The sequence below is a fragment of the Tritonibacter horizontis genome (assembly GCF_001518015.1).
Lineage (GTDB): Bacteria > Pseudomonadota > Alphaproteobacteria > Rhodobacterales > Rhodobacteraceae > Epibacterium > Epibacterium horizontis.
Window position 1 is genome coordinate 11892 of sequence record NZ_LPUY01000012.1, and the last position, 22198, is coordinate 34089.

The following is a 22198-nucleotide window of genomic DNA, read 5'->3' on the forward strand; positions in this document are numbered from 1 at the left end:
CGACATAATGAAAGAGACACAGACATCGCCGCATGGCGGTGCGCTTCTGGTGGAGTGCCTGGCGGCGCAGGGGGTCGAGCGGGTGTTCTGCATTCCCGGCGAGAGTTTTCTTGCGGCGCTGGATGGGCTGCACGACAGCGCCATCGAGGTGATCGTGGCCCGGCACGAAGGCGGCGCTGCGATGATGGCAGAGGCGACCGGCAAGCTGACCGGCAAACCCGGTGTGGCCTTTGTCACCCGTGGTCCCGGCGCCACCAATGCAAGTTGCGGCGTGCATGTCGCGTTTCAGGACAGCACCCCGATGGTGCTGTTCGTCGGACAGGTCGCCAGTGACCAGCGCGACCGCGAAGCCTTTCAGGAGGTCGATTACCGCGCCATGTTCGGCCCGCTGGCCAAATGGGTGGCAGAGATCGACCGCGCCGACCGCATTCCCGAATATGTCAGCCGGGCGTTCCACATCGCGCAATCCGGGCGCCCCGGACCGGTGGTTCTGGCCCTGCCCGAAGACATGTTGTCTGGTCCCGCCGCAGCCGTTGCCGTGGCCGCCGCGACCCTGCCATCGGGTGCGGCGGCGGATGCGGATATCGCCGCCGTGGTGGATCGGCTGGCGGCGGCCGAACGGCCCCTGGTGATTGTCGGCGGCGCCAGCTGGTCGGCCGAGGCGGCAACTGCGCTGGGAGTCTTTGCCCAGACCATGGGGCTGCCGGTCGGGGCGTCCTTTCGCTGTCAGGATTTTCTCGACAACCGGCATCCCAACTACGTTGGCGATGTTGGCATCGGCATCAACCCGGCGCTGGCCCAGCGGGTCCGGGACGCAGATGTCATCCTCGCGCTTGGTACCCGGCTGGGCGAGATGACCACCTCTGGCTATACCCTGCTGACGCCGCCCGCCGCGGCGCAGGCGCTGATCCATATCCATGCGGATCCGTCGGAAATCGGCCATGTCTACCGGCCTGATCTGGCGGTTGTGGCCCAACCGGGTCCGGTGGCGATACAATTGGCAGAGGCGGCACGGGCGCGCGAGGGGGGCGCGTGGCTCTCCGAGGCGCGGGCCGATTACGAGGCCTGGCAGGAGCCGCAGGAAACGCCGGGCGCGCTGAAAATGGAACAGGTCATCGCGCATCTCAACGCGACCCTTGGCGATGATGCGATCCTGACCAACGGCGCGGGCAATTACTCCGCCTGGCTGCATCGCTATTATCGCTATCGCGGCTGGCGCACCCAGCTGGCGCCGACATCCGGGTCGATGGGTTATGGCCTGCCGGCCGCCATCGCCGCCAAATTGCAGCACCCGGAGCGCGAGGTGATCTGCCTGGCCGGGGACGGCTGTTTCCAGATGGTGGTGCAGGAATTTGCGGTGGCCTGCGAACAAGAGGCACATGTGATCGTGCTTGTGGTCGACAACGGCATGTATGGCACCATCCGCATGCACCAGCAGAAACATTACCCCGGTCGCCCCTCCGGCACGCAGTTGAAGAACCCGGATTTCGCCGCCCTGGCGCGGGCCTATGGCGGGTTCGGTGCCACGGTCAGCGCGACCGAGGATTTTGGCCCGGCGTTGCAGGCGGCCCGAGACAGCGGCCTGCCGGCGATCCTGCATCTCAAGCTCGACCCGTCCGCCCTGTCCCCCAAGCTGCGGCTCGAAGGGACCTGAGCGAGACAAGGACTGCCCCCCCGCCGGAGAGCGATCGGCGGGGGGCTGGATCGGCGGTGAGCGTGGGCAAGCGGGCTTGTTCCATGACCGAAGGTCCTCAGAGCGACCCGGCGGGCCCCGTCGCGCATCCGGCGCCCTGGCCGACCCGGCGCAGCGCATCACCCAAAATCAATTGGCACGTGTCGTCGAGACCTTGCGGGATCACCTCTGGCATCAGGGTGGACCCGGAAGACAGGTGCCGTTCGCTGACCTCAATGCAGTGTTCATTTCCAGCCTCAGCGGAATCAATGGTCGACCAATCACATCGCTGAATTCATCTGGTTTCCCTTAAAAAATGGCAGTTTTCGAAAGAATTTGGATCTTGAGGCGGGGCTGATCTCTAATGCCCTTGCGCCTGAATGGCTCACATTGGTCAACCATATTCTTCGGAGAAGACAATGCCCGACGATCTTTCCACTGCCCCGCAATCCCATAAACGGCCACACGGCAGCGGACCGGAGGTGCCCGCCTCGATGCGGGCCTGGGTTCTGGGGAACCCGGGCGAAATGAAGATGATCGACAAACCGGTGCCGACCCCCGGTCGGGCCGAAGTGCTGGTCCGGGTTGATGCAGTGGCGATCTGTGCCACGGATCTGGAGATCCTGGAATATGGCACCCCGGCTCTGGTTGAAGGCGGCGCACCATTCAACAAGGATTTCACACCGGGGCATGAATACATGGGCACGGTTGCCGCCCTTGGACCGGGTGTTGACCAATTTGCCGTCGGTGACCGGGTGACCGTCGAAGTGCATGCAGGGTGCGGCCAATGCAAACGCTGCCGCATGGGGATGTATACCTCCTGCCACAACTACGGGCAGAACTACGGCGACCATGACAAGGGCCATCGGGCCAACGGGTTCACCACCAACGGGGGGTTTGCCGAATACGTCGTCAACAACGTCAACACGATGATCCGTGTCCCGGATGACATGAGCGACGAAGAGGCCACGCTGGTCGTCACCGCCGGCACCTCCATGTACGGGCTGACCGAACTGGGCGGGCTTGTCGCCGGAGAAAGCGTGGTGGTGATCGGCCCCGGACCCATTGGCCTGCTGGCTGTTGCGGTTGCGAAATCGCTGGGCGCCTCGCCGGTGATCCTGGTGGGGACCCGCGACAGCCGCAACGAGATCGGCCGCAAGCTGGGGGCTGATTACATCATCAACCCGCGCGAGGAAGACGCGGTGGCCCGCGTCAAGGAGCTGACCGGCAAGGGCGCCGATTACGTCATCGACTGTGCCGGCAATGAAACGACGGTGAACCAATCGGTCCACATGACCAATCGGGGCGGGCGGATCTGCCTGGCGGCCTTTCCGAAGAACAAAGTGAACTTTGACCTGGGCGCCCTGGCCGTCAACAATATCTACCTCTACGGCATCCGGGGCGAGGGGCGGTCAGCGACCCACCGTGCCATGGCGTTTATGGCGGACCGCAGGTTCGACGCGGGGCTCGTCCACAGCCACACCTTCCCGATGGATGAACTGCCCACGGCGCTGAAATACGCCGCAGAGCGCATCGACGATGCGATCAAGGTTGTGGTGTCGATGCACAAGAGCACATCCGGCGGCGACAAGTGACTTCCTTTTCGACAAGATTGGACAACGACATGACGAAAGCCATCAGAGGCATTTATGCTGCTGCCGTTTCTCCGTTTCACGCGGATGGCAGTCTCGATCACGAACGGCTCGTGAGCTATTGCCAACATCTGCTGCGTGACGGCGGCTGCGATGGGGTGGCCCCCACCGGCACCACCGGCGAGGGCACTTCCATCGCCATGGCCGACCGGCTGGCCTTGCCCGGACAATTTGCAGCGGCAGGCTTCGCAGCGGAGCGGGTGATCTTTGGCACCGGCGCACCATCGGCGCGGGATTGTCAGGCGCTGACACTGGCCTGTGTCGAGGCGGGGTTCACCAACGTCCTGGTGCTGCCGCCCTATTACTACAAGTCCCCCAGCGATGACGGCCTGTTTGCCTATTACGCCGATCTGATCGAGCGGGTGGGCCGCGATGACCTGCGGATCTATCTCTATCACTTCCCGCAGATGTCGCAGGTGCCGCTGTCGACCGAGTTGGTGTTGCGGCTGCGCAAGGCCTATGGTCCGGTGATCGCCGGGCTCAAGGACAGCAGCGGCGATTTTGAACAATCGCGCGCTTTCATCGAGGCGACCGGGGGCGTGGCCGAGGATTTCGACGTCTACCCCTCGTCCGAGGCCTTCCTGTGGCAAGGGCTCGATATCGGGTCTGCCGGGATTATTTCCGGATCGACAAACATTTTTGCCAATCTGGTGCAGACCGCGCGCCATGCGCCGGAGGGGCCCGCGCGCGACTCCGCAATGGAGCAGGTGCGCCTGGCCCGTGCAACAGCCGGGAAATATCCGCTGATGGCAGCAATGAAGACGGCGGAATCCTGGCGGAGCGGTGACAAGGCCTGGCTGCGGATGGCCCCGCCGTTGCGCCCGCTTGCCGAGGAGGTTGCCGAGGCATTGCGCGCCGATCTCGCGGCACTGCAGCCTGCCGCCGAACCTGTCAGCTGAGGAGAGACGACAATGACCCAAACACGGGCACACGGCCCTGATCATGTGGAAATGAACCCCGATCCGGCTGCTTTTGCGCATTGGCCAGACGGGCTGTATCAAGAGATGCTGCAAAGCCGCGACAACGGGTGTGTGGGATCGATCCTGGTGTCTGAAACGCCGACCATGCGCGTGTGGCATCTGCATATCGCGCCCGGCAAACGGTGTGGATTTCACCGGCACGTCAACCGGTATTTCTGGACAGCGATGGTGGATGGCAAGGCGCGGGGCTATTTTTCGTCCGGCGAGATCCGCGATGTGGAGCACTACAAGGGGGAAACCCGGCATTTTGACTATGGCAAGGATGACGAAATGCTGCATGCGGTCGAGAACATCGGCGATACAGAGCTGATTTTCACGACCGTTGAATTCATCGACGGTCCGAATGCGCCGCTGCCGATCCCGGATCACATGCGTCTGAACGCGCCGGAAACGGCGCATTAGGGCGGATCGACAAGCGAATTCCGGTCGTCGATCCGCTGTTGAAACTGGTCCGACCGGGTCAGGAAACGCCTGCCCCGCGCCCACCGCGCGCGGGGTGAGCGGCCGTGTCTGAGACAGAGGCCAAGTATCTGATTTGTTGATATACTTCATCGTTTTAGATCAATTGATTTGGCGATCAGACGCACGCTAGGCTTTGGGGGAACAACAGGTTCGACACGCGTCTGGTTGGCGCGGAGCGGGACGCGAAAAAGGGAAAATCAATGGCATCCAGAGGCTTCAAAGTCGCCGTGGCCGGGTTCGGCTGGTGGGGCAAGCATATTGCGACACGCTTGCAGGATCATCCGTGGCTCAGCATTGCCGGGATTATCGAACCCGCGACGGCGAACCATCCGGGCATCGTCGCCATGGGGCTTGAGCCATGGGCGGATTTTGACGTGGCCCTTGCCCGTGATGACATCGATGCGGTTATTCTGACGACGCCAAATACCCTGCATGAGGAACAGATCTGCCTGGTTGCCGCCGCCGGAAAACATGTGTTCTGCGAAAAGCCGCTGGGGCTGACCGCCGAGAGTGCGCGCCGTTCGGTCCAGGCCTGTGAAGCCGCCGGCGTTCAGCTGGGCATTGGCCACGAACGGCGTTTTGAACCTGCGATGCAATTGCTGCGCCAGCAGTTGGAGGCCGGTGTGCTTGGCACTGTCATGCATGCCGAAGCGGCCTTTAGCCACGACAAATTGATCGGTGTTCCGGCCAATGATTGGCGCACCCGTAAAGATGTTTGCCCGGCGGCCGGCATGACCGCGATGGGGATTCACCTGTCGGATCTGATGATTTCCTTCTTTGGCCCGGTCGAAAGCCTGCATGCCTTTACCGCTGATCGCTCTTTGGGCTGGGAAACCGGCGATGTGGTCACTGTGCAGATGAAATTCGAGGCCGGAATGACGGCGACCTTCAGCGCCGTTCTGCACACGCCGCATTTCATTCGCATGCATGTGTTTGGCACAGAGCAATGGACCGAAGTGCTCAATGACAGCCACCCCGACACGCCGGATGGCAAGGTGCGGGTCCTGAGCGCGCGCAGCGGGGAAGATGTGGTCCAGCAAAGTTTTGATTGGGAAGACAGCGTGACCGCCAATCTGGAGGCCTTTGCCCGCGCGGCCATGGGGGAGGCCCCATATCCATTTACCCTTCGCGAAATGGTGCACAATATAGAAGTCCTGGAGGCAATCGCGCGCTCCTCTGACACCGGGCAAACCGTAAGGCTGCGCGACATCTGAGCCCTTGCCAAACGCCCCTCAAACCCAAGGACACCCGATATGAAGCTCTACGGAAGAAAGACCTCGATCAATGTCCAGAAAGTGCGCTGGCTGCTGGAAGAGCTGGGTATGGCACATGAATTGCAGGAACTTGGCGGGGCGTTTGGAGGGCTGGATACAGCGGAATTTGCCGCCCTCAATCCCAACAAGCTGGTGCCGGTGCTCGTGGATGGCGATCTGGTCCTCTGGGAGTCCAATGCTATTCTGCGCTATCTCGCACGGCACCATTCGAAGGGCGCTGTCGAAGGCAGATCTGCGGCCGAGATCGCGCAGGCCGACATGTGGATGGAATGGTTTCAAAGCACCGCCTTTGCCCCGCTGACGGCCGTGTTCTACCAGACTGTGCGCCTGCCGCGTGCCGACCGGGATCCGGGCACCTGCGCGGCGGCAGTACAGCGGTTGAACAGCGCCTATCAGCTATTGGATCAGCAGCTGGAAGGACGCGATTTTCTGGTCGCAGAGCGGCTGACGCTTGGCGATATCGTCGTGGGGTCCAGCCTGTATCGCTATTTCACCATGGCCTTCGACCGCCCGGCCCTGCCTGCGCTTGAGGCCTATTACGACCGATTGCAACAGCGACCCGCCTATGTCGAGGGGGTCATGGTGTCCTACGAGAGCCTGCGCGCAAAGGAGAGCTGAGCCATGTCGCACAAACTGATGCCTGACCGTCCCGCGCCGCAGATGTCATTGCCGCTTGTTGGCGGTGGCCGGTTTGACCTGGCGACCGAGACCCCAGACGCCTTTACGATGATCGTTGTTTATCGCGGCCACCACTGCCCTGTGTGCAAGGCCTATCTGACCCAATTGTCCGGTTTGCTGGAGCAGTACGAGGCGGCGGGTTTCAGCGTTGTTGCGGTTTCTATGAACGATGCCGAACTTGCCAGACGCAGCCAGCAGGACTGGGCGCTGGGGCAGCTGCGCATCGCCTATGACCTGACACCAGAGATGGCCCGCGACTGGGGGTTATGGATCTCAAAAGCGTTCAAGGACACCGAGCAGGAGATTTTTGCCGAACCGGGCCTGTTCTGGATCAGACCGGATGGTCGGCTCTATCTCGTTGATATTGCAAATATGCCCTGGGCCCGCCCGGACCTGGAATTTCTGTTGTCAAAGGCGGCCTACGCCCTGGCGCAGGATTACCCGGCGCGCGGCACCTTTGCGACCTGAACGCCTGCGGGAAGGTGACGTTATTCCCGTAATTCAGACCCGCTTTCGCGTCATGGGGGGAGGACCCGGGACGCAGTAAGGCGGCTTATCGTCCTAGGGAGGAAACCATGACGAAATCTCTTATCATGGGCGCGGCATTCGCTGCGTCCAGCGTGATCGGCGTGACTGCCGCCAGTGCGGATAACATCAACCTGCGGATCGGGTCGGGCCATCCGCCCAGCGTCGTTTATGCAGGTCTTATGATCGACTTTTTTCAGGCGGAGCTGAAATCCCGCGTCGAGGCGCGGACCGACCATACGATCAATTTTGTCGAAGGCTATTCAGGATCGATCGTCAAGGTGACCGAGGTGCTCGATGGGGTGCAAGACGGGATCCTGGATATCGGCGGCATGTGTTTTTGCTTTGAATCCTCGAATTTGCCGCTGCATGCGTTCCAGGCAATGCTGCCGTTCGGGCCGATGAACCCTGAGGTTTCCCTGCAGGTCGCCCAGGAGGTCTACGAGGAAGTGCCCTATATGAACGATGTCTTTGAGGACAAGTTCAATCAGGTGCTGTTGGCGCGGATTGCCGACGGCGGGTATAACCTCGGGACGTCGTTTGACTGGAACAATCTGTCCGATCTTCAGGGGCAGAAAATCGCCGGAGCGGGGCTGAACCTCAATTGGCTGGATTATGCCGGGGTGTTGCCGGTGCAGTCGTCGCTGGCGGATGCCTATTCGGAGATGATGACCAATGTCTATGAAGGCTGGATCATGTTCCCGTCAGCCTGGGTCAATCTGAAGCTCCATGAGCCGGGGCCGTTTTACACGCTGACCGGGTTTGGCTCCATCACCTGGCACGGGTTGACGATGAACAAGGACAGCTTTGAGGCCTTGCCCGAAGACGTCAAACCGATCCTGTTGGAGGTTGCAGCGGAGTTCGAGGAGGAAACCGGGCGCAAGAACCGCGCAGAATATGACCGGCTTGTCGAAGAGCTGCGGGGGATGATCACGGTCAAGGAAATCGACCCGCAGGCGCGGCTGGATTGGGCCTCGGCGCTGGCGCCCTGGCCACAGTCGCAGGCAGAAGCGCTGGATGCGCAGGGCCTGCCGGGGTCACAGGTGCTGAACTTGGCGTTGGAGCGGGCCGAGGCGCATGGCTACGCCTGGCCGGTGCGTTACGACATCAAGTGACTGTTGCCAGATGACCGGGGGGGCGGCGGAGTGGGCCGCCCCGCCGGCACCCTCCATCCACGTTCATCTGGAGATGTCATGTTACTTATACGCCTGTCCGACGGGTTGACCCGGAGCCTAATGGTGCTGGGCGCGATCTGGGCCTTTGCCCTGTGTTTCCTGATCCTTGCGGACATCATATTTCGCGCGCTTGGCACGCCGTTGTCAGGCACCAAGGAACTGGTCGCCAATTCGGTGGTGATCATCGTGTTCATGCAGATCGGTTTTGCCGTGCGCAGCGGGTCGATGCTGCGCGCCACCTTTCTGGTCGACATGCTGCCGCCACGCCTGCAGCGGCTGCTGTTTATTCTCTGCCTTGTGGCTGGGGCCGGGATCTTTTTCTTCCTGCTGCATGCGGCCATCACCCCGGCGCTGCGGTCCTTTGCCAATGGCGAATTTGACGGCGAAGGCGCCTTGCGGGTGCCGGTCTGGCCGGCCCGCTTTGCCATCCTGTTCGGGGCGGGGTTGGCCGGGGTGAATTACCTCATCCTGTTGCTGGCCGAGCTCCTGGGTCTGCGTCTTGGAAATCTTACGCTTTGGGGGGGCTTCGATGTTTGACTATACCACCGCGACCCTGGTGATCACGTTGTTGATCAGTCTGGTTTTGCTGGGCTTTCACGTGGCTGTCGCGCTGGCGGTCACCAGCGCGGTCGGGCTTTATCTTGCCACCGGAAGCCTGCGGATCACCCAGGCGGTGCTGGCGTCGACCTCGGCAGAGGCGCTGCGCAGTTTTACCTTTGCGGTGATCCCGCTGTTCATGCTGATGGGCGAGTTCATGGGGCGATCAGGTGTCATCACCGACATCTATATCGGCATCAACAAGGGGCTGCGGCGGGTGCCGGCGCGGCTTGCGATTGCGACGGTGCTGGGCAACACGGTGTTTTCCTTTGTGACCGGTGTTTCCATCGCGTCGGCGGCCGCGTTTTCCCGCATCGCCTACCCGGAAATGCGGGCCCATGGCTATGATCGCGGGTTTGCGCTTGGGGCCATTGCGGGGTCCAGTTGCCTTGGCATGTTGATCCCGCCGTCGGTGCTGATGATCGTCTGGGGTATTCTGACGGAGCAGAGCATTGGCCGATTGTTTCTGGCCGGGGTGGCCCCTGGTGTTCTTCTGGCGACGCTCTTTGTGATTTACATCATGGCCGCGGCCCTGCTGCGCCCGGCGCTGGTTGGCGAGGGGAAGAGTGAGGGATCGCAGAGCCAGCCTGCGCCAGATGATCCTCTTTCTGCTGTCGAGGACACGGCGACCAAACCGCTGCCCCCGATGCAGCTGTTGGGGGCGGCCGTGGGTCTCTTTGGTATCGTGGCGTCGATCCTGGGGGGTATCTGGATGGGATTGTTCACCCCGACCGAAGGGGCGGGGGCCGGGGCGGCATTGGCCCTGGGTCTGGCGATCCTGCGGGGCATGCGCTGGCATGGCTTTGTCGCGGCGATTTTCTCGGTGGGGCGGATTGCGGCACCGATCATGATCCTGCTGCTTGCGGCGGCGCTGTATTCGCGCACGCTGGCGATGACGGGTGTCACCACGGCCATTCGCGAAACCATCGTGGAGTCCGGCCTCTCGCCCTATATGGTTCTGGCCGCCATTGTCCTGGTCTGGTTCCTGCTGGGCATGATCATCGATTCCATTTCGATCATGCTGCTGACGGTGCCAATCGTAGAGCCGGTCGCCATGGCCTTTGGTTTTGACCAGCTGAGCTTTGCCATTGTTGGCATCATCGCCATCGAGGCGGGATTGCTGACGCCGCCCTTTGGCCTGCTGGTCTATACGGTCAAGGCGGCAATCAACGACCCGGACGTGGGCATTCAGCATATCTTTCTGGCCTCGGTGCCCTACTGGCTGGTGATGTTGATTGTGGTGCTGTTGTTGATCGGCTTTCCCCAAATCGCGAATTTCTTTCCCAACCTCTTGATGTAAAAGGAGCCTTCTTATGCCTGCATATTGGCTTGCACGCTCGGTGATCAACGATCCCGTCGCCTACAAACGATACACGGACCAAGTCCCGGATATCATCACCCGCCACGGCGGCAAGGTCCTGGCGCGGGGTGGAAAATTTCAGGTCATGGAAGGGCCGGAAAAATTCAAACGGTTCGTTGTCATTGAATTTCCCGATTTTGACAGCGGCGTGCGGTGTTTTCAATCGGAGGAATACAATGAGGCGGCGCGCCATCGTCGCGAAAACGGCGCGGGTGAGGTCGAGACTGTCGTCCTCGAAGCGGGGGAGTTCACACAGTGACGGTCACAGAACACACCGATGAAACGATGCGGGTCACCTTGCATGCCCAGGGGAAGGCCGAGGTGATGCAGCTTGGCCGGGCCCCCCTCCCGGCTCCGGGGCCGGGTGAGTTGCAGATCGTGCAGGATGCCATTGGCCTGAATTACATGGACGTCTATCAGCGCTCCGGCGCGTATGAGCTGACATTGCCCAGCCCCTTGGGCCTGGAAGGCGCAGGGCGGGTGATCGCCCTTGGAGCCGGGGTGACGGAATTCACGATCGGGGATCGCGTGGCCTATGGTCCGGTGCTGGGCGCCTATGCGAAATGCCGCAACCTGCCTGCGGCGCGAGCGGTCAGACTTCCTGATGCGATTGATGCCCGCACTGCCGCTGCGGTGTTGATGAAAGGCACCACCGTGCACTATCTGCTGACCCGGACCTACAAGGTGCAACCGGGCGATGATGTGCTGTTCTGGGCGGCCTCTGGCGGGGTTGGTCAGTTGGCGGGGCAATGGGGCCATGCACTTGGGGCGCGGATGATCGGGGTGACAGCCGGCGCGGAAAACTGCGCGCGGTTGCGCGACGTGGGCTATGCGCATGCCATCGACCGGACGACCGAGGATGTGGTGGCCCGGGTGCGCGAGATCACCGATGGCAGGGGCGTGCAGGTCGTCTATGACAGTGTCGGGCGGGCCAGTTTCGAGGCCTCGTTGCGCAGCCTTGGGCGGTACGGCATGTTCGTGTCTTTCGGGGCCACAACCGGCGAGGCGCCGGCCGTCACCCCAAGCCAGTTGCAGCACAATGGATCGCTCTATTTCACGCGTCCGACTTTGGCGGATTACATCGCAGAGCGCGCCGATCTGGTTGCCGCCGCCGATGCGGTTTTTGGCATGGTCGCGTGCGGGGCTGTTTCGGTGAATATCGACCAGGTCTACGCTTTGTCCGATGTTGTGCAGGCGCATCGCGATCTGGAAGCGGGCCGCAACACCGGATCGAGCCTGTTGCTGCCAGGCGGCACGGCATGAGCACGGGCGCAATTGGCAACGTCGGCGTGATTGGGCTGGGCATCATGGGATCGGCCTATGCCGCCAATCTGATCAGATCCGGCTTCGCGGTGCAGGGGGCCGATCCCTCTGCCAGCGCACGCGAGGCGGTGTCGGGATTGGGCGTGACCACCTATTCCGCGCCGGGACCGTGGTTGGCCGCCTGTGATGCCGTGATCCTGTCGCTGTCCCGGCCCGACGTGTTGCGCGCGGTGGGTGCGGATCTGGAACGGCTGCTGCGCGCCGGACAAATCGTGGTGGAGACCGGGACATTTGCCCTGGCGGACAAGCTGGCCCTGCGGGACCGGTTGGCGGTTGCGGGGATCACCGTGTTGGATTGTCCTGTCAGCGGCACCGGGAGCCAGGCCAAGTCCGGGGATCTGGTGATGATGGCCTCGGGAGAGGACGCGGCGCTGGAGGCCATCCTGCCGGTGCTTGAGGGGTTCACCCGGCTGGTGCAGCGGGTCGGCCCCTTTGGGACCGGCATCCGCATGAAGTTGATGGCAAACCACGCGGTGGCGGTGCACAATGCGGCGGCGGCGGAAACGCTTGCCTATGCGGACGCGTTGGGGCTGGACCGGGAGGCGGTTTATCGACTTCTCAGCACCGGGGCAGGGCAGTCCCGCATGTCCGATTTGCGGATGCCGCTGATGATTTCGGGCGCCTATCGGCCGGCCACGGCCACCTTGCGTATGTTCGAAAAAGATCTGGACCTGATCGAGACCGATCTTGCCAGTCGGGACCGCGCGGCGCCGTTGTTTGCGCAGGCCAGACGCCTGTATTCACAAGCCCTGGCCGATCTGCCCGACGATTTCGACACCGCCGCGATTTTTGAAACCTTCTAGAAACACTGCGCCCGGAAGCACAGGCACCGGGCGCAGATCGTGGTCAGCCTTCCGGGATTTCGTTCACTTTTTTGGGCAAATGATATCCCGATTGCACGGCCGGGCGGGCGCGCAGACGCTGATACCAACTGCGCACATTGGGAAAATCTGCAAGGTCGATCCCCTGCCAGTCGTGACGAGAAATCCAGGGCCACATGGACATGTCTGCGATCGTGTAGGTGCCGCGTCCCTCTCCGACGACGTAGTCCCGGCCCTCCAGGCGCCGGTCCAACACACCATAAAGCCGCTTTGCTTCGGTGGTGTAGCGCTCTTCGGCATAGTCCGATTTGCCTTTGTTGTACTTCACAAAGTGATGCACCTGGCCCAGCATCGGCCCCAGGCCCCCCATCTGCCACATCAGCCATTCCACCATGTGCCAGTATTCATCGCCAGTCACCTGGAAGCGGTCATATTTCTGCGCGAGATAGAGCATGATCGCCCCGGTCTCCATCAGGTTGACCCCGGTTTCGTGGTCGACGATGGCCGGAATGCGATTGTTCGGCGCAATGGCCAGAAAATCGGGCGCGAACTGTTCCCCTTTTGAAATATCGATGGGTTTGATGGTGTAGGGCACGCCCAGCTCTTCGAGAAGAATGGATACTTTGCGGCCATTTGGCGTCGTCCAGGTGTATAGATCGATCATCATGTGTCCTGTCTGTCGTCTGCGCGAAATGCGCGGTTCGTCATGTCTGGCCAGAGGCGTCCGGTCAGACGGGGTGGAATTTGCGCTATGTCTGGCGCGGGCGACTCCGTTCAATAGGCAGGAGAATTGCGGAATTGTCCAAATCTCCTTCTCCCTGTTCCAATGCATCGCGCATCATCGCGAGATAGGTGTCGGTGAAGGGAAGACCTTGCCCCAGTTCTGCTGCGCGGTTTTCGATCAGGCTGAAATCCTTGAACGATTGTGCCATGCGTCCTTGTGGTGCAAAATTCCGGGCGATCATCAGATCTCCCTTGGCCTCCATCACGTCTGAATGCGCAGCCGATGCCCGCACCATGTCCATGAAGTCCTGGGCACCCAGACCGAGCGCCTGGGCAAAGACCAACCCTTCGGCCAAAGCGGCGCGGTTTAGTCCCAGCACGAGATTGATCGCCAGCTTGGCCCGGTTGCCATTGCCGATGGCGCCGACGTGGATCTGCCTGCGGCACAAACGTGCCAGCACCGGGCCAACCCGGGTCGCGGCGGCCTGATCGCCGGCCACGAGGAACAGAACCGTGCCATCCGCCAGTGCGCGGGAGGTGCCGGAGACCGGTGCTTCGATCAGGCGAATGCCCTTGGCGGCGGCCTGGTCTGCAAGACGGGCCATGCGGTCGGGATCACAGGTGCTGACAGAGACCAGGATGCAATCTGCCCGTGGCGCCGACGCGATCAGCGCCGCAAGCTGGTCGGTATCAAAAACACAAGAAAAGACCACATCAGCTGCCCAGACCTCCTGTGCCGTGCAGACGGTGCCGCCCGCTGCTGCGAAATCTCTGCAGCGTTGCGGGTCAGGATCAAAACCGCGCAGATGGTTTCCTGCGGCCAACAGCCGACCGGACAAGGCGGTGCCGATCAGCCCAAGGCCAAACACCCCGATTTCAAGATCAGCGCCCGGCATTGTCGACCTCTTTTGTCAGCGGGCCTGACATCTCGAAGAGATGCGAAAAATCTGTCTCGCCTGCGCCCTGCGTGACCGCCTGGTGCAGCAGGCGATGGGTCAAATTGGTATAACACGCAGGACCATCCAGCGCCTGTGCGAACTGGCGGGCCAGCCCCAGGTCTTTTTCCAGATTGGAGATACGCGAGCGCGCGTTCATTGTGCCGCTGAGGATATCGCGGGGGAACCGCACCTCGGTAACGAAACTGCGCGCGTTGCCTGCATTCAGAACGTCCACGGCGCGCGCCACGTCCAAGCCCGCCTTTTGTGCCAACGTCAGACCTTCGCAGGTGGCCATGAAGGCGCTGTGCAGGATCAGGTTGTGCACCAGTTTCATCGCATGGCCCGCACCGACAGATCCCATATGGAACCGCTGTTGCGCAATCTGCTGCAGAACCGGGTCGATCCTGGCGATCACCTCCGGTGCGCCGCCCATCATCAAGGTCAATTTGCCCGCATCCGCCCCGGCCGCGCCGCCGGTCATGGCGGCATCGACATAAGCGCAGCCCTGCGTCGCCAACCGCTCTGCCAAGGCAGCGCTGTCATCCGGGTGCGAGGTGGTCAGGTCGATGATCACCTGCCCGTTGCGGAGGGGCGCCTCGGCCAGAAAATGGTCGATATCCGCCGTGCTCGGCACCACAAACAGCAGCACCTCCGCCGATAGAACGTCGGTGTGTACCCCCGGTGACAGCGCTGCGGCGTCGACGGCTTGAGCATTGGCATCCTGCGCCGCCACCAACACTCCAGCCTGATCGAGGCGGCGGGCGATGCCCCGCCCCATTTGGCCCAGCCCGACGACGCCGCAAGTGATCATTGGGCGGCCTTGAGGTCGGCCAATGTTGCCAAGGCGCTGTTGGACAACGGCAGGCCGACCACCTCGCCGGTTGCGGCGGAAATATCAGCGCCCAGGTAGCTTTCCATGACCATCCGCGCATGTTCGGGCGCCACGAGCGGCGGACGGTCCAGCAGGACAGATTCAAGGAAATGCAAGGTCTCCGGCCCCATCTGCCCGGCATACATATGATCGAGGTGTTCGCCGGGCATCGTCGACATCGGGAATTGGGTTCCACCTTCGACGGTGTTCAGCCAATGGTCGCGCGCGGTATCATCCAGCACCAGCGATCCTTCGGTGCCGGTGATCTCGATCCAGGTGGCGCAGTAGTTGGGGTAGCTCGGTGGCAGGTTCCAGCCGCCGCCAATCACCACAAGGCTGCCGTCGCTCATGTTCACCGTGTTCCACATGCAATCATAAGAGCCGTTGAGTTCTTTCATGAAACCATAGGCGCCTTGCGAATAGATCCGTTCGGGAATGGCCGGGGCGAGCAGCCAAAAGACGAAATCGAGATCGTGGGTGCTTTCCATTGCTGCCGGAGACAGCTTGACCCGATTGGCGATGCGGGAGCCCAGGCTGCGTGACAGGTGCCGGCTGACCATGACGTTGACAATCTTGCCCAGTTTGCCCTCGGCGATGGCCTTGCGCGCATATGCGATCTTTGGGTTGAACCGCTGGGAATAGCCGATGGTGAATTTGACGCCTTGGGATTTGGCAATGTTGATCAGGTCGTCGGCTTCGGCGAGGTCCATCGCAATGGGTTTTTCCAACAGAACATGTTTGCCCGCTTTCAGGCAGTCGCGGGCAATCGGATAGTGGGTCGGTTCCGGCGTCGTCGAGATATAGACCACCTCGATTGCCTTGTTCGCCACGATATCCTGGTAATTGTCCGTCGCGGTGACGGGATTTGTCAGCGCGGCCACCTCGGCCAGGCGTTCGGGTTTGATTTCACAGATGTGCAACTTGTCGACCAGGGCCGATTTCGCCAGCGATTCCGCTCGCATTCCACCGCACCAGCCTGTTCCGATCACCGCCACTTCGACCTGTCGCATCCTGTTCTCCTCACAAAGGTTGTTGTTGCAAAAACATAGTGCGGACAGAGCGTTGCCGGAATAAAGTTAATCTGATGGCGGCCATGAACATTCCCGATCCCATGGCGCAGGTCTTTGTTCAGTGGCGCGAAATCATCGCCGCTAGCGTCGAATTCAAATGCCGCAGCATCGCCTGCCGGGCCTCTTCCGGTTTGCGGCGCTCGATCCCGGCAAGGATGGCATCGTGTTCAGCAAAGGAATGATAGTCGGTTTCCGGGCCACGGTCCGGGGTGTCGAGTTTGCGCCAAACGACGACCAATCGGACACCGTTGACGATCCGGTGCATCGACTGCAACAGTGTATTGCCCGAGGCGGCGGCGATGGTTTCATGGAACTGGCTGTCGAGGTTTTCGTAGCTCGACCAGCTGCTGGCCACTGGCATCGCCTGGCACAGGCGGCGCAATTCGCGCAATTGGGCCGGGGTGGCGTGCATCGCGGCAAGGGCTGCCAGCTCTGGTTCCAGGGCTTGCCGGGCCTGCATTGACTCGACGGGGCCCGTGGTTTGCGACAGGGCGGAAATTGCCGCTTCTATTCCGGCATTTCCAGCCGCTTTTGGCAGCTTGGCCAGGAAGGTTCCGCGTCCGACGTGACGCGACAGGAGCCCTTCGGCTTCGAACAGGAGCAACGATTTGCGCACTTCGGAGCGGGTCACTCCGAATTTATTCGACAATGTGCGCTCGGGGGGCAGCCGGTCACCTTCGGCGAGGCCCGAGGTGGCGATCCAGTTGCGCATCCGTGTCAAGATCTTGTCGCTCATCCGTCCTCTGGGATTGGCATTTCTGGCCGGTGGGTTTGCCGTTCGGGTCGAACTTTGGTCGTCTATTTGTGCTGCAGGGGCAACACCGGCGTGTGGTGCGCCCGAGAGGCACACCACGGTTTTCGATGCAATCGGCCCTCAGTTGGAGGTCAGATCCGCAACAAGTCCTTTGTAGGCTGTGGCCTGGGACTCGCGCAGCGCCTGATACTCGTCACCCGTCAGCGGATCCACGCTTTCGCCCAACCGATTCATCAGCTTGATGAAGGTCGGGTCTTCGAACATTTTTGCAAATGCTGCGGAGAGGGTGTCAAGAACTTCCGTCGGTGTGCCCTTGGGGGCCAGCACAACACGGTGCATAAAGCCGATGTCGCCTTCGACGCCCACCTCGGAAAAGGTCGGGACGTCGTCATAGATCCGCTTGTCACCAGCGGTGGCCAGAACCCGGATTTCGCCGGCGCGCAGCATTTCACCAAGCGCCGAGGGGAAGGCCATCGTGACATCGGCATCGCCGGACAGCAACGCCTGCAGAGCGGGGCCGCCACCCTGATAGGGAACGAGGTTGAGCGAAATATCCAACGCCTGCATCACCTGGGCTGCGGGCACGAAGAAGGCCCCCCAGTTGCCGGAATGGGCCATTTGTACCTTGCCGGGATTGGCTTTGGCATCCGCGACCAGATCCTCGAAGGTCTGGTAGGGGCTGTCAGCGCGCACGATCACCGAGGTCGGCGCATAGTTGACCCGCGCGACGGGTACAAAGTCGGCCATCGGATCATAGGGCAGGTTTTCGACATATTGCTGCAGCATGTCGATGTAGTTGTGCGTGAACAGAAGCTTGTAGCCATCTGCCTTTGCACGGGCCACTTCCTGCGTGCCCTTTTGACCGCCAGCACCCGGTGTCAACTGAACGATCATGCCCTGGTTGAGATAGGTCGGCATAATTGAGGTGATGACCCGCGCGTTCAAGTCATGCGACCCCCCAGCCCCGAGCGGGATCACCATCGTGACCGGCTTTTCAGGATACTCCGCGCGGGCGCTGCTGGTGCTTCCGGCGATGGTTGCCGCCGCCAGCGCAAAGGCTGCCAGTGATGTTTTCAGAGTTTGTTTCAACATGGTTTAGGTCCTCCCTTTTTGTTGCCTTAAAAATCCGCTCTGTTGGTCAGGCTTGCACAGAGCGGGCGTTGAGCCGTTTCCAAAGCAGGAAACCGATCACCGGTGTCGCAAGCAGCACGCAGAAGGCGCCGATGCGTTCCGTCAGGAAAAAGCTGGTGGCGTCACCGCCCGACATGGCCATGGTCTGGCCAAAGGCGTATTCCATCGAGGGCCCGAGGATGAATCCCATCACCATCGGCATCACGTCGAACCGCGCCGCGCGCGCGACGATCCCGAAGATCCCAAAGCCCACCAGCATCAGCAGATCCACCGGATCGGAGCGATAGACATAGGTGCCGGCGAAGGCGAACATGATCACCAGGGGGATCAGGATTGAGGTCTTGATCGTTACCAGCCGCGAGAAGAAGGGGATCGACAGATAGCCGATCACCAGGAACAGCAGGTTCGCGATCACCATGGCCACAAGGATGGCAAAGACCGTGGCGCCTTGTTCCTCGAACAGCTGCGGACCGGGGCGCAGACCCTGCGCGACAAAGGCGCCCAGCAGGATCGCCGTCACATTGTCGCCAGGGATGCCCAGCGTCAGCAACGGCACCATGGTCGGCCCGTTCACCGCGTTGTTGGCCGCTTCGGCTGCGGCAACGCCTTCCAGCTCCCCCTCGCCAAAGGTTTCGGGGTGTTTGGAGGCGTTCTTGGCGGCGGAGTAGCCCATCATGGCGGCCACGATCTGGCCCAGGCCGGGCACAATGCCAACCGCGGTGCCGATCGCGGTGGACCGGCCGATCGTCGGGATACAGCGGCGCAATTCAGGCCAGCTCAACCGATCGCCCACGAGGGAGGTCAGTTTGCGCGCCTTTTCATTGCGGATCACCACAGAGGCGACTTCGGGCAGGGCAAAGACCCCGATCAGCATCGGCAGCAGCGGAATGCCGGATTTCAGATCGAACGAGCCAAAGGTGAAACGTTCGACCCCGCCCAGCGGATCCGTTCCGATAAACGACAGCCACAGCCCCAGCATGATCATCATCAGGCTCTTGACCGGGTTGGCGCCAGAGGTCGCCGCGATCACCACGAGGCTCATCAGCAGCACCGCAAAGAGTTCGGGCGGGCCGAACTGCATCACCAGGAACGCAATGGGAAAGATCATCGCGATGGTGAAGATATCGCTGATGGTGTCCCCGGTAACGGAGGAGACCAGCGCCATATCCAGCGCTTTGCGGGATTGGCCCTTTTGCGTCAGTTTGTAGCCGTCACGCGATGTCGCGACCGAGGCCCCGGTGCCAGGCATCGAGATCAGAATTGCCGGAACGCTGCCGCCAAAGATGCCGCCCTTGTAGATGCCAAGCAGGAAAGGAATACCCACAATGGGGTCGAGGAAGAATGATATCGGCAGCAGGATCGCCATGGCCATCAGCGTCGTGAAGCCCGGCAGCGCGCCGACCAGCATTCCGGCAAACAGGCCGAAACTCATCAGGGCAACCGTATCAAGACGCATCGCCATCGCGACACCTTGGGTGAATTGTTCGATCATGCGAGCCTCTTCGCAGTGGTGCGGTTCATGGGGGCGGAAAGCATCTGAATGTCAGAGGCCGGGAATGTTGGCGTAGATGGCCTCGATCAGGTCGAGTTCAGGCAGCGACACGGCCAGAAGGCGCGTCGCCGCGAGGTAAAGCAGCACCGGACCCGAAACCGAGACCACTGCAATCTGGGGAAGGGATGTCGCGCCCATCAGAACAGAGATCAGCGCCACCGCGATCACGGTCGAGATCAAGAAACCGAACTCTACGAGGATCAGGGCGTAGATCAGCATGATACCAAAGAGCGCCGCCGCCCGTGCCCATTGCTGAACGCTCATCGGGGCGTCCTCTTCCGGGGCGATTCCGCGAAGGTTCAGGAACAACGCCAGCGCGCTGAGCAGGGTCAGCGCGGTCAACACAATGGCCGGAAACAGGCTGGGCGGAATGGCCGAGAGGGCTCTGCCAAACAGCGCCTTGGGTTCCGCGACCAGAGCGCCAAGGAAAACCAGCGACAGCACCGAGGCAACAAGCAGAAAGAGCATTGTCAGCGTCTCGGGGCTGCGAAAGCGACCGCCGCTGCGCTCGGCCTGGTCCTGCAGCGCGTCTGGTTCGCTGGAAGCATGGTGGTGATGTATCATACCGCGATCTCCTGTGGCTGTTCGAAGAGCTCCAGTGCGGGGCCTTCGATCCGCTTCCTGGTGCTGGCGTTCTCTGCTGCGACGGCGTCGCGAAATGCCCGGATTTGCGCGTCGGACGGGCTGTGCAGGCGGGCCCCATCCGCGCGCAGGGCTTGCGTGCAGCTGCTGTCGTCTTCGAGGGCAAACCCACGCTGCGCGATGCTGGCTTCTGTGATGGCGTCCCGGATGGCCTGACGCAGATCCGCGGGCCAGCTTTCCAGCGTCGCGCGATGGAACCAGACCGGCGCGACACCCTGAAGATGCCCGGTCAGTGTGATTTCAGGTTGTGCGCGATGCAGGCCGAAATTGTAGATATTGGTCAGCGGGTTTTCCTGGGCGTCCACCTCTCCGCTGGCAACGGCCGTGGGCAGGTCCTTTACATCGATGACACGCGGGTCAAAGCCCAGGGCCCGAAACGCGCGCTGGTGATCCTCGCTGGCAAGCGTGCGCAAACTCAGCCCCTTGCAGTCGTCCGGCCCTGTCAACGCACGTCGGGCCGAGATATGGCGCAAGCCGTTGTCCCAATAGCCCAGCACCGCGAAGCCGGTCTGACGGGCAACATCGTCGGCAATGTAGACACCGAGGTCGCCGTCCAGTCTGGTAAAAAGCGCGTCCCGCTTTGGCGCGGCAAAGGGCATGTCGAACAGCGCCAGCGATGCCACACGGCCCGCCATATAGCTTGACGAAAAGTAGCACCCATGGATGTCGCCCTGTTCGACCAAGGTCAGCAGATCAGCCGCCTTGTGACCCTCGGCGGTGATATTGGGCCGCAATTCGACAGTGGCATCGCCATCGGTGATCCGCGTCAGGGCAGCGGCAAAGACCTCTGCCCCGCGCGTATGCACGGAGGCCGGGCCTTGGTAGCCACCAAATACGATGCGGAATGGGGCGCTCATCCGACCAATTCCTGCATCAGTTCGTCGGGATCGACCGGCAAGGCAACCGGGACGCCGCGCTTGGCAGACAGATCCATTGCCATGGTCATCATGAGGTTGCGATGGCCATCGGCAGCCGTGGCATGAGGGGTGCGGGCACCGGCGTAAACGCGCTGGAACCAACTGTTGGTTTCTTCGCGCATCGGGCCCCACAGCTGGCCATCATGCAGATCACCGGGCGGGTAGGATGTGAGGAAATCGACGTGCCGGGCCGGAGGCACATAGCCGTCAGGCACGTAGCCACCGCCCTGTGCCACATTGGTTGCCATCACCAGGTCGCGATGGGTGTCCTCGATATCGATAACACCTTCCGTACCGACGATCCCGATTTCGATGCCATAGACCGCACCGGGCCAGACCTCGGGCAACGCCCAGCTGATGTTCATCGACCAGATCGTACCGTCTTCCATGGTGAAAACGCCAAAGGTGCTGTCCTTAGTGCCATGGGCGCTCAGGACTTTATCGCAGGATTGAGCGAAGACCGAGACCGGCTTTTTGCCCTCCATCAACCACATGGACATATCGAGGCTATGGGTGCCCGAAACGACCATCGGAGTGAGCGTCGCGCGTTCCTGGGTGCGTTGCGTGGTGGCGATGGGCACCATCCGGTTCATGAAGGCGCGCGTTACAACCGAATGCACATCGCCAATCTGGCCGGTCACCAGTCGTTCCTTGATGGCGAGGAACCGGCGGCGGAACCGCTGGGTATAGCCGACCACGGCATCGATGCCATTTTCCTCGATGGCGGCCAGAATTTGCGCCGACTGCCGCGCATCCGTGGCCAGCGGTTTTTCAATGAACAGCGCGTGCCCCTTCTCGATGGCGAGCATGGTGGGGTCGAAGTGAAAATTCTCATCGGTGGCGATGATCGTCGCGGTAACCTCGGGGCGGTTGAGAAGCTCGCGGTAGTCGTCGGTGTAGAAATCCGCCTCGACATCCTCGGCCAGTTTGCGACCGATGTCGGATTTGATGTCACACAAGCCGATCCAGCCAATGCCGGGAAACGCGCGGGCCAGTTCCGCACGAATGCGTCCGATGGTACCACAGCCCACAATCGCAAGGCCGACCTGTTGTTTGTCCGTTTTCATTTCGGTTCTTCCTT

General features: G+C 61.6%; 23 protein-coding genes. 13 read left to right on the forward strand and 10 right to left on the reverse strand.

Translation table 11 applies throughout. The features are described from left to right. The first annotated feature begins 7 nt into the window (after nucleotides 1-7). From TRIHO_RS02110 to TRIHO_RS02170, 13 genes are all read left to right on the forward strand, one after another. Nucleotides 8-1654 carry a thiamine pyrophosphate-binding protein gene (locus TRIHO_RS02110; protein WP_068240005.1) on the forward strand — a complete coding sequence of 549 codons (1647 nt, stop codon included), beginning with the start codon at nucleotides 8-10 and terminating at the stop codon, nucleotides 1652-1654. A gap of 437 nt (nucleotides 1655-2091) precedes the next feature. Next, complete coding sequence (locus tag TRIHO_RS02115) at nucleotides 2092-3267, forward strand: zinc-dependent alcohol dehydrogenase (protein ID WP_082704978.1); 1176 nt, start codon at nucleotides 2092-2094, stop codon at nucleotides 3265-3267. A gap of 29 nt (nucleotides 3268-3296) precedes the next feature. Beyond that, a complete protein-coding gene (locus TRIHO_RS02120) occupies nucleotides 3297-4223 on the forward strand; it encodes a dihydrodipicolinate synthase family protein (RefSeq protein ID WP_068240009.1) in 927 nt (308 codons plus the stop codon). Nucleotides 4224-4235: 12 nt separating this feature from the next. Further along, nucleotides 4236-4706, forward strand: coding sequence for a cupin domain-containing protein (locus TRIHO_RS02125; RefSeq protein ID WP_207498612.1), 471 nt, complete (start codon nucleotides 4236-4238; stop codon nucleotides 4704-4706). A 260-nt stretch (nucleotides 4707-4966) separates the two neighbouring features. Continuing rightward, entirely contained in the window at nucleotides 4967-5980 is a 1014-nt protein-coding gene (locus TRIHO_RS02130) for a Gfo/Idh/MocA family protein (RefSeq protein WP_068240010.1), read from the forward strand. Between the two features lie 39 nt (nucleotides 5981-6019). After that, the gene (locus TRIHO_RS02135; protein WP_068240011.1) at nucleotides 6020-6658 is read left to right on the forward strand and encodes a glutathione S-transferase family protein; all 639 of its coding nucleotides are present in this window, start codon (nucleotides 6020-6022) and stop codon (nucleotides 6656-6658) included. A 3-nt stretch (nucleotides 6659-6661) separates the two neighbouring features. Beyond that, nucleotides 6662-7186: a peroxiredoxin-like family protein gene (locus tag TRIHO_RS02140; RefSeq protein WP_068240012.1), complete on the forward strand. Its 525-nt coding sequence runs from the start codon at nucleotides 6662-6664 to the stop codon at nucleotides 7184-7186. Nucleotides 7187-7293: 107 nt separating this feature from the next. Next, nucleotides 7294-8358, forward strand: a complete 1065-nt coding sequence (locus TRIHO_RS02145) for a type 2 periplasmic-binding domain-containing protein (RefSeq protein ID WP_082704979.1) — start codon at nucleotides 7294-7296, stop codon at nucleotides 8356-8358. Between the two features lie 78 nt (nucleotides 8359-8436). After that, nucleotides 8437-8955, forward strand: coding sequence for a TRAP transporter small permease (locus TRIHO_RS02150; protein ID WP_082704980.1), 519 nt, complete (start codon nucleotides 8437-8439; stop codon nucleotides 8953-8955). Further along, nucleotides 8948-10315 (forward strand): TRAP transporter large permease, encoded by a 1368-nt coding sequence (locus TRIHO_RS02155; RefSeq protein WP_068240015.1) that lies wholly within the window; start codon nucleotides 8948-8950, stop codon nucleotides 10313-10315. The genes TRIHO_RS02150 and TRIHO_RS02155 overlap by 8 nt, the downstream gene beginning before the upstream one ends. Before the next feature lie 13 nt (nucleotides 10316-10328). Then, on the forward strand, nucleotides 10329-10634 hold the full coding sequence (locus TRIHO_RS02160; RefSeq protein ID WP_068240016.1) for a DUF1330 domain-containing protein: 306 nt from the start codon (nucleotides 10329-10331) through the stop codon (nucleotides 10632-10634). Further along, a complete protein-coding gene (locus tag TRIHO_RS02165; protein WP_232367684.1) occupies nucleotides 10631-11638 on the forward strand; it encodes a quinone oxidoreductase family protein in 1008 nt (335 codons plus the stop codon). Before TRIHO_RS02160 ends, TRIHO_RS02165 begins: the two co-directional genes overlap by 4 nt. Then, nucleotides 11635-12501: an NAD(P)-dependent oxidoreductase gene (locus TRIHO_RS02170; RefSeq protein ID WP_068240018.1), complete on the forward strand. Its 867-nt coding sequence runs from the start codon at nucleotides 11635-11637 to the stop codon at nucleotides 12499-12501. Before TRIHO_RS02165 ends, TRIHO_RS02170 begins: the two co-directional genes overlap by 4 nt. A gap of 43 nt (nucleotides 12502-12544) precedes the next feature. Here TRIHO_RS02170 and TRIHO_RS02175 read toward each other — a convergent pair whose 3' ends face one another. The 10 genes from TRIHO_RS02175 to TRIHO_RS02220 form a co-directional block, all read right to left on the reverse strand. After that, complete coding sequence (locus tag TRIHO_RS02175; protein WP_068240323.1) at nucleotides 12545-13183, reverse strand: glutathione S-transferase family protein; 639 nt, start codon at nucleotides 13181-13183, stop codon at nucleotides 12545-12547. An 85-nt stretch (nucleotides 13184-13268) separates the two neighbouring features. Beyond that, nucleotides 13269-14138: an NAD(P)-dependent oxidoreductase gene (locus TRIHO_RS02180; protein WP_068240019.1), complete on the reverse strand. Its 870-nt coding sequence runs from the start codon at nucleotides 14136-14138 to the stop codon at nucleotides 13269-13271. Further along, the gene (locus tag TRIHO_RS02185; RefSeq protein ID WP_068240020.1) at nucleotides 14125-14991 is read right to left on the reverse strand and encodes an NAD(P)-dependent oxidoreductase; all 867 of its coding nucleotides are present in this window, start codon (nucleotides 14989-14991) and stop codon (nucleotides 14125-14127) included. The genes TRIHO_RS02180 and TRIHO_RS02185 overlap by 14 nt, the downstream gene beginning before the upstream one ends. Beyond that, nucleotides 14988-16061, reverse strand: coding sequence for a Gfo/Idh/MocA family protein (locus TRIHO_RS02190; protein ID WP_068240021.1), 1074 nt, complete (start codon nucleotides 16059-16061; stop codon nucleotides 14988-14990). Before TRIHO_RS02190 ends, TRIHO_RS02185 begins: the two co-directional genes overlap by 4 nt. Before the next feature lie 118 nt (nucleotides 16062-16179). Next, complete coding sequence (locus TRIHO_RS02195) at nucleotides 16180-16857, reverse strand: FadR/GntR family transcriptional regulator (RefSeq protein ID WP_068240023.1); 678 nt, start codon at nucleotides 16855-16857, stop codon at nucleotides 16180-16182. A 138-nt stretch (nucleotides 16858-16995) separates the two neighbouring features. Further along, the gene (locus tag TRIHO_RS02200; RefSeq protein WP_068240027.1) at nucleotides 16996-17967 is read right to left on the reverse strand and encodes a Bug family tripartite tricarboxylate transporter substrate binding protein; all 972 of its coding nucleotides are present in this window, start codon (nucleotides 17965-17967) and stop codon (nucleotides 16996-16998) included. A 46-nt stretch (nucleotides 17968-18013) separates the two neighbouring features. After that, on the reverse strand, nucleotides 18014-19498 hold the full coding sequence (locus TRIHO_RS02205; protein ID WP_068240029.1) for a tripartite tricarboxylate transporter permease: 1485 nt from the start codon (nucleotides 19496-19498) through the stop codon (nucleotides 18014-18016). A 51-nt stretch (nucleotides 19499-19549) separates the two neighbouring features. Next, nucleotides 19550-20122 carry a tripartite tricarboxylate transporter TctB family protein gene (locus TRIHO_RS02210; RefSeq protein ID WP_068240030.1) on the reverse strand — a complete coding sequence of 191 codons (573 nt, stop codon included), beginning with the start codon at nucleotides 20120-20122 and terminating at the stop codon, nucleotides 19550-19552. Beyond that, nucleotides 20119-21057, reverse strand: coding sequence for a TRAP transporter substrate-binding protein (locus TRIHO_RS02215; protein ID WP_068240032.1), 939 nt, complete (start codon nucleotides 21055-21057; stop codon nucleotides 20119-20121). The genes TRIHO_RS02210 and TRIHO_RS02215 overlap by 4 nt, the downstream gene beginning before the upstream one ends. Continuing rightward, complete coding sequence (locus TRIHO_RS02220) at nucleotides 21054-22184, reverse strand: Gfo/Idh/MocA family protein (protein ID WP_068240033.1); 1131 nt, start codon at nucleotides 22182-22184, stop codon at nucleotides 21054-21056. Before TRIHO_RS02220 ends, TRIHO_RS02215 begins: the two co-directional genes overlap by 4 nt. Nucleotides 22185-22198 lie beyond the last annotated feature (14 nt).

What these genes read in the sequence shown, in the direction of transcription:
- TRIHO_RS02110 (WP_068240005.1), top strand. Translation starts at nt 8, where the DNA reads ATGAAAGAGACACAGACATCGCCGCATGGCGGTGCGCTTCTGGTGGAG.
- TRIHO_RS02115 (WP_082704978.1), top strand. Translation starts at nt 2,092, where the DNA reads ATGCCCGACGATCTTTCCACTGCCCCGCAATCCCATAAACGGCCACAC.
- TRIHO_RS02120 (WP_068240009.1), top strand. Translation starts at nt 3,297, where the DNA reads ATGACGAAAGCCATCAGAGGCATTTATGCTGCTGCCGTTTCTCCGTTT.
- TRIHO_RS02125 (WP_207498612.1), top strand. Translation starts at nt 4,236, where the DNA reads ATGACCCAAACACGGGCACACGGCCCTGATCATGTGGAAATGAACCCC.
- TRIHO_RS02130 (WP_068240010.1), top strand. Translation starts at nt 4,967, where the DNA reads ATGGCATCCAGAGGCTTCAAAGTCGCCGTGGCCGGGTTCGGCTGGTGG.
- TRIHO_RS02135 (WP_068240011.1), top strand. Translation starts at nt 6,020, where the DNA reads ATGAAGCTCTACGGAAGAAAGACCTCGATCAATGTCCAGAAAGTGCGC.
- TRIHO_RS02140 (WP_068240012.1), top strand. Translation starts at nt 6,662, where the DNA reads ATGTCGCACAAACTGATGCCTGACCGTCCCGCGCCGCAGATGTCATTG.
- TRIHO_RS02145 (WP_082704979.1), top strand. Translation starts at nt 7,294, where the DNA reads ATGACGAAATCTCTTATCATGGGCGCGGCATTCGCTGCGTCCAGCGTG.
- TRIHO_RS02150 (WP_082704980.1), top strand. Translation starts at nt 8,437, where the DNA reads ATGTTACTTATACGCCTGTCCGACGGGTTGACCCGGAGCCTAATGGTG.
- TRIHO_RS02155 (WP_068240015.1), top strand. Translation starts at nt 8,948, where the DNA reads ATGTTTGACTATACCACCGCGACCCTGGTGATCACGTTGTTGATCAGT.
- TRIHO_RS02160 (WP_068240016.1), top strand. Translation starts at nt 10,329, where the DNA reads ATGCCTGCATATTGGCTTGCACGCTCGGTGATCAACGATCCCGTCGCC.
- TRIHO_RS02170 (WP_068240018.1), top strand. Translation starts at nt 11,635, where the DNA reads ATGAGCACGGGCGCAATTGGCAACGTCGGCGTGATTGGGCTGGGCATC.
- TRIHO_RS02175 (WP_068240323.1), bottom strand. Translation starts at nt 13,183, where the DNA reads ATGATCGATCTATACACCTGGACGACGCCAAATGGCCGCAAAGTATCC.
- TRIHO_RS02180 (WP_068240019.1), bottom strand. Translation starts at nt 14,138, where the DNA reads ATGCCGGGCGCTGATCTTGAAATCGGGGTGTTTGGCCTTGGGCTGATC.
- TRIHO_RS02185 (WP_068240020.1), bottom strand. Translation starts at nt 14,991, where the DNA reads ATGATCACTTGCGGCGTCGTCGGGCTGGGCCAAATGGGGCGGGGCATC.
- TRIHO_RS02190 (WP_068240021.1), bottom strand. Translation starts at nt 16,061, where the DNA reads ATGCGACAGGTCGAAGTGGCGGTGATCGGAACAGGCTGGTGCGGTGGA.
- TRIHO_RS02195 (WP_068240023.1), bottom strand. Translation starts at nt 16,857, where the DNA reads ATGAGCGACAAGATCTTGACACGGATGCGCAACTGGATCGCCACCTCG.
- TRIHO_RS02200 (WP_068240027.1), bottom strand. Translation starts at nt 17,967, where the DNA reads ATGTTGAAACAAACTCTGAAAACATCACTGGCAGCCTTTGCGCTGGCG.
- TRIHO_RS02205 (WP_068240029.1), bottom strand. Translation starts at nt 19,498, where the DNA reads ATGATCGAACAATTCACCCAAGGTGTCGCGATGGCGATGCGTCTTGAT.
- TRIHO_RS02210 (WP_068240030.1), bottom strand. Translation starts at nt 20,122, where the DNA reads ATGATACATCACCACCATGCTTCCAGCGAACCAGACGCGCTGCAGGAC.
- TRIHO_RS02215 (WP_068240032.1), bottom strand. Translation starts at nt 21,057, where the DNA reads ATGAGCGCCCCATTCCGCATCGTATTTGGTGGCTACCAAGGCCCGGCC.
- TRIHO_RS02220 (WP_068240033.1), bottom strand. Translation starts at nt 22,184, where the DNA reads ATGAAAACGGACAAACAACAGGTCGGCCTTGCGATTGTGGGCTGTGGT.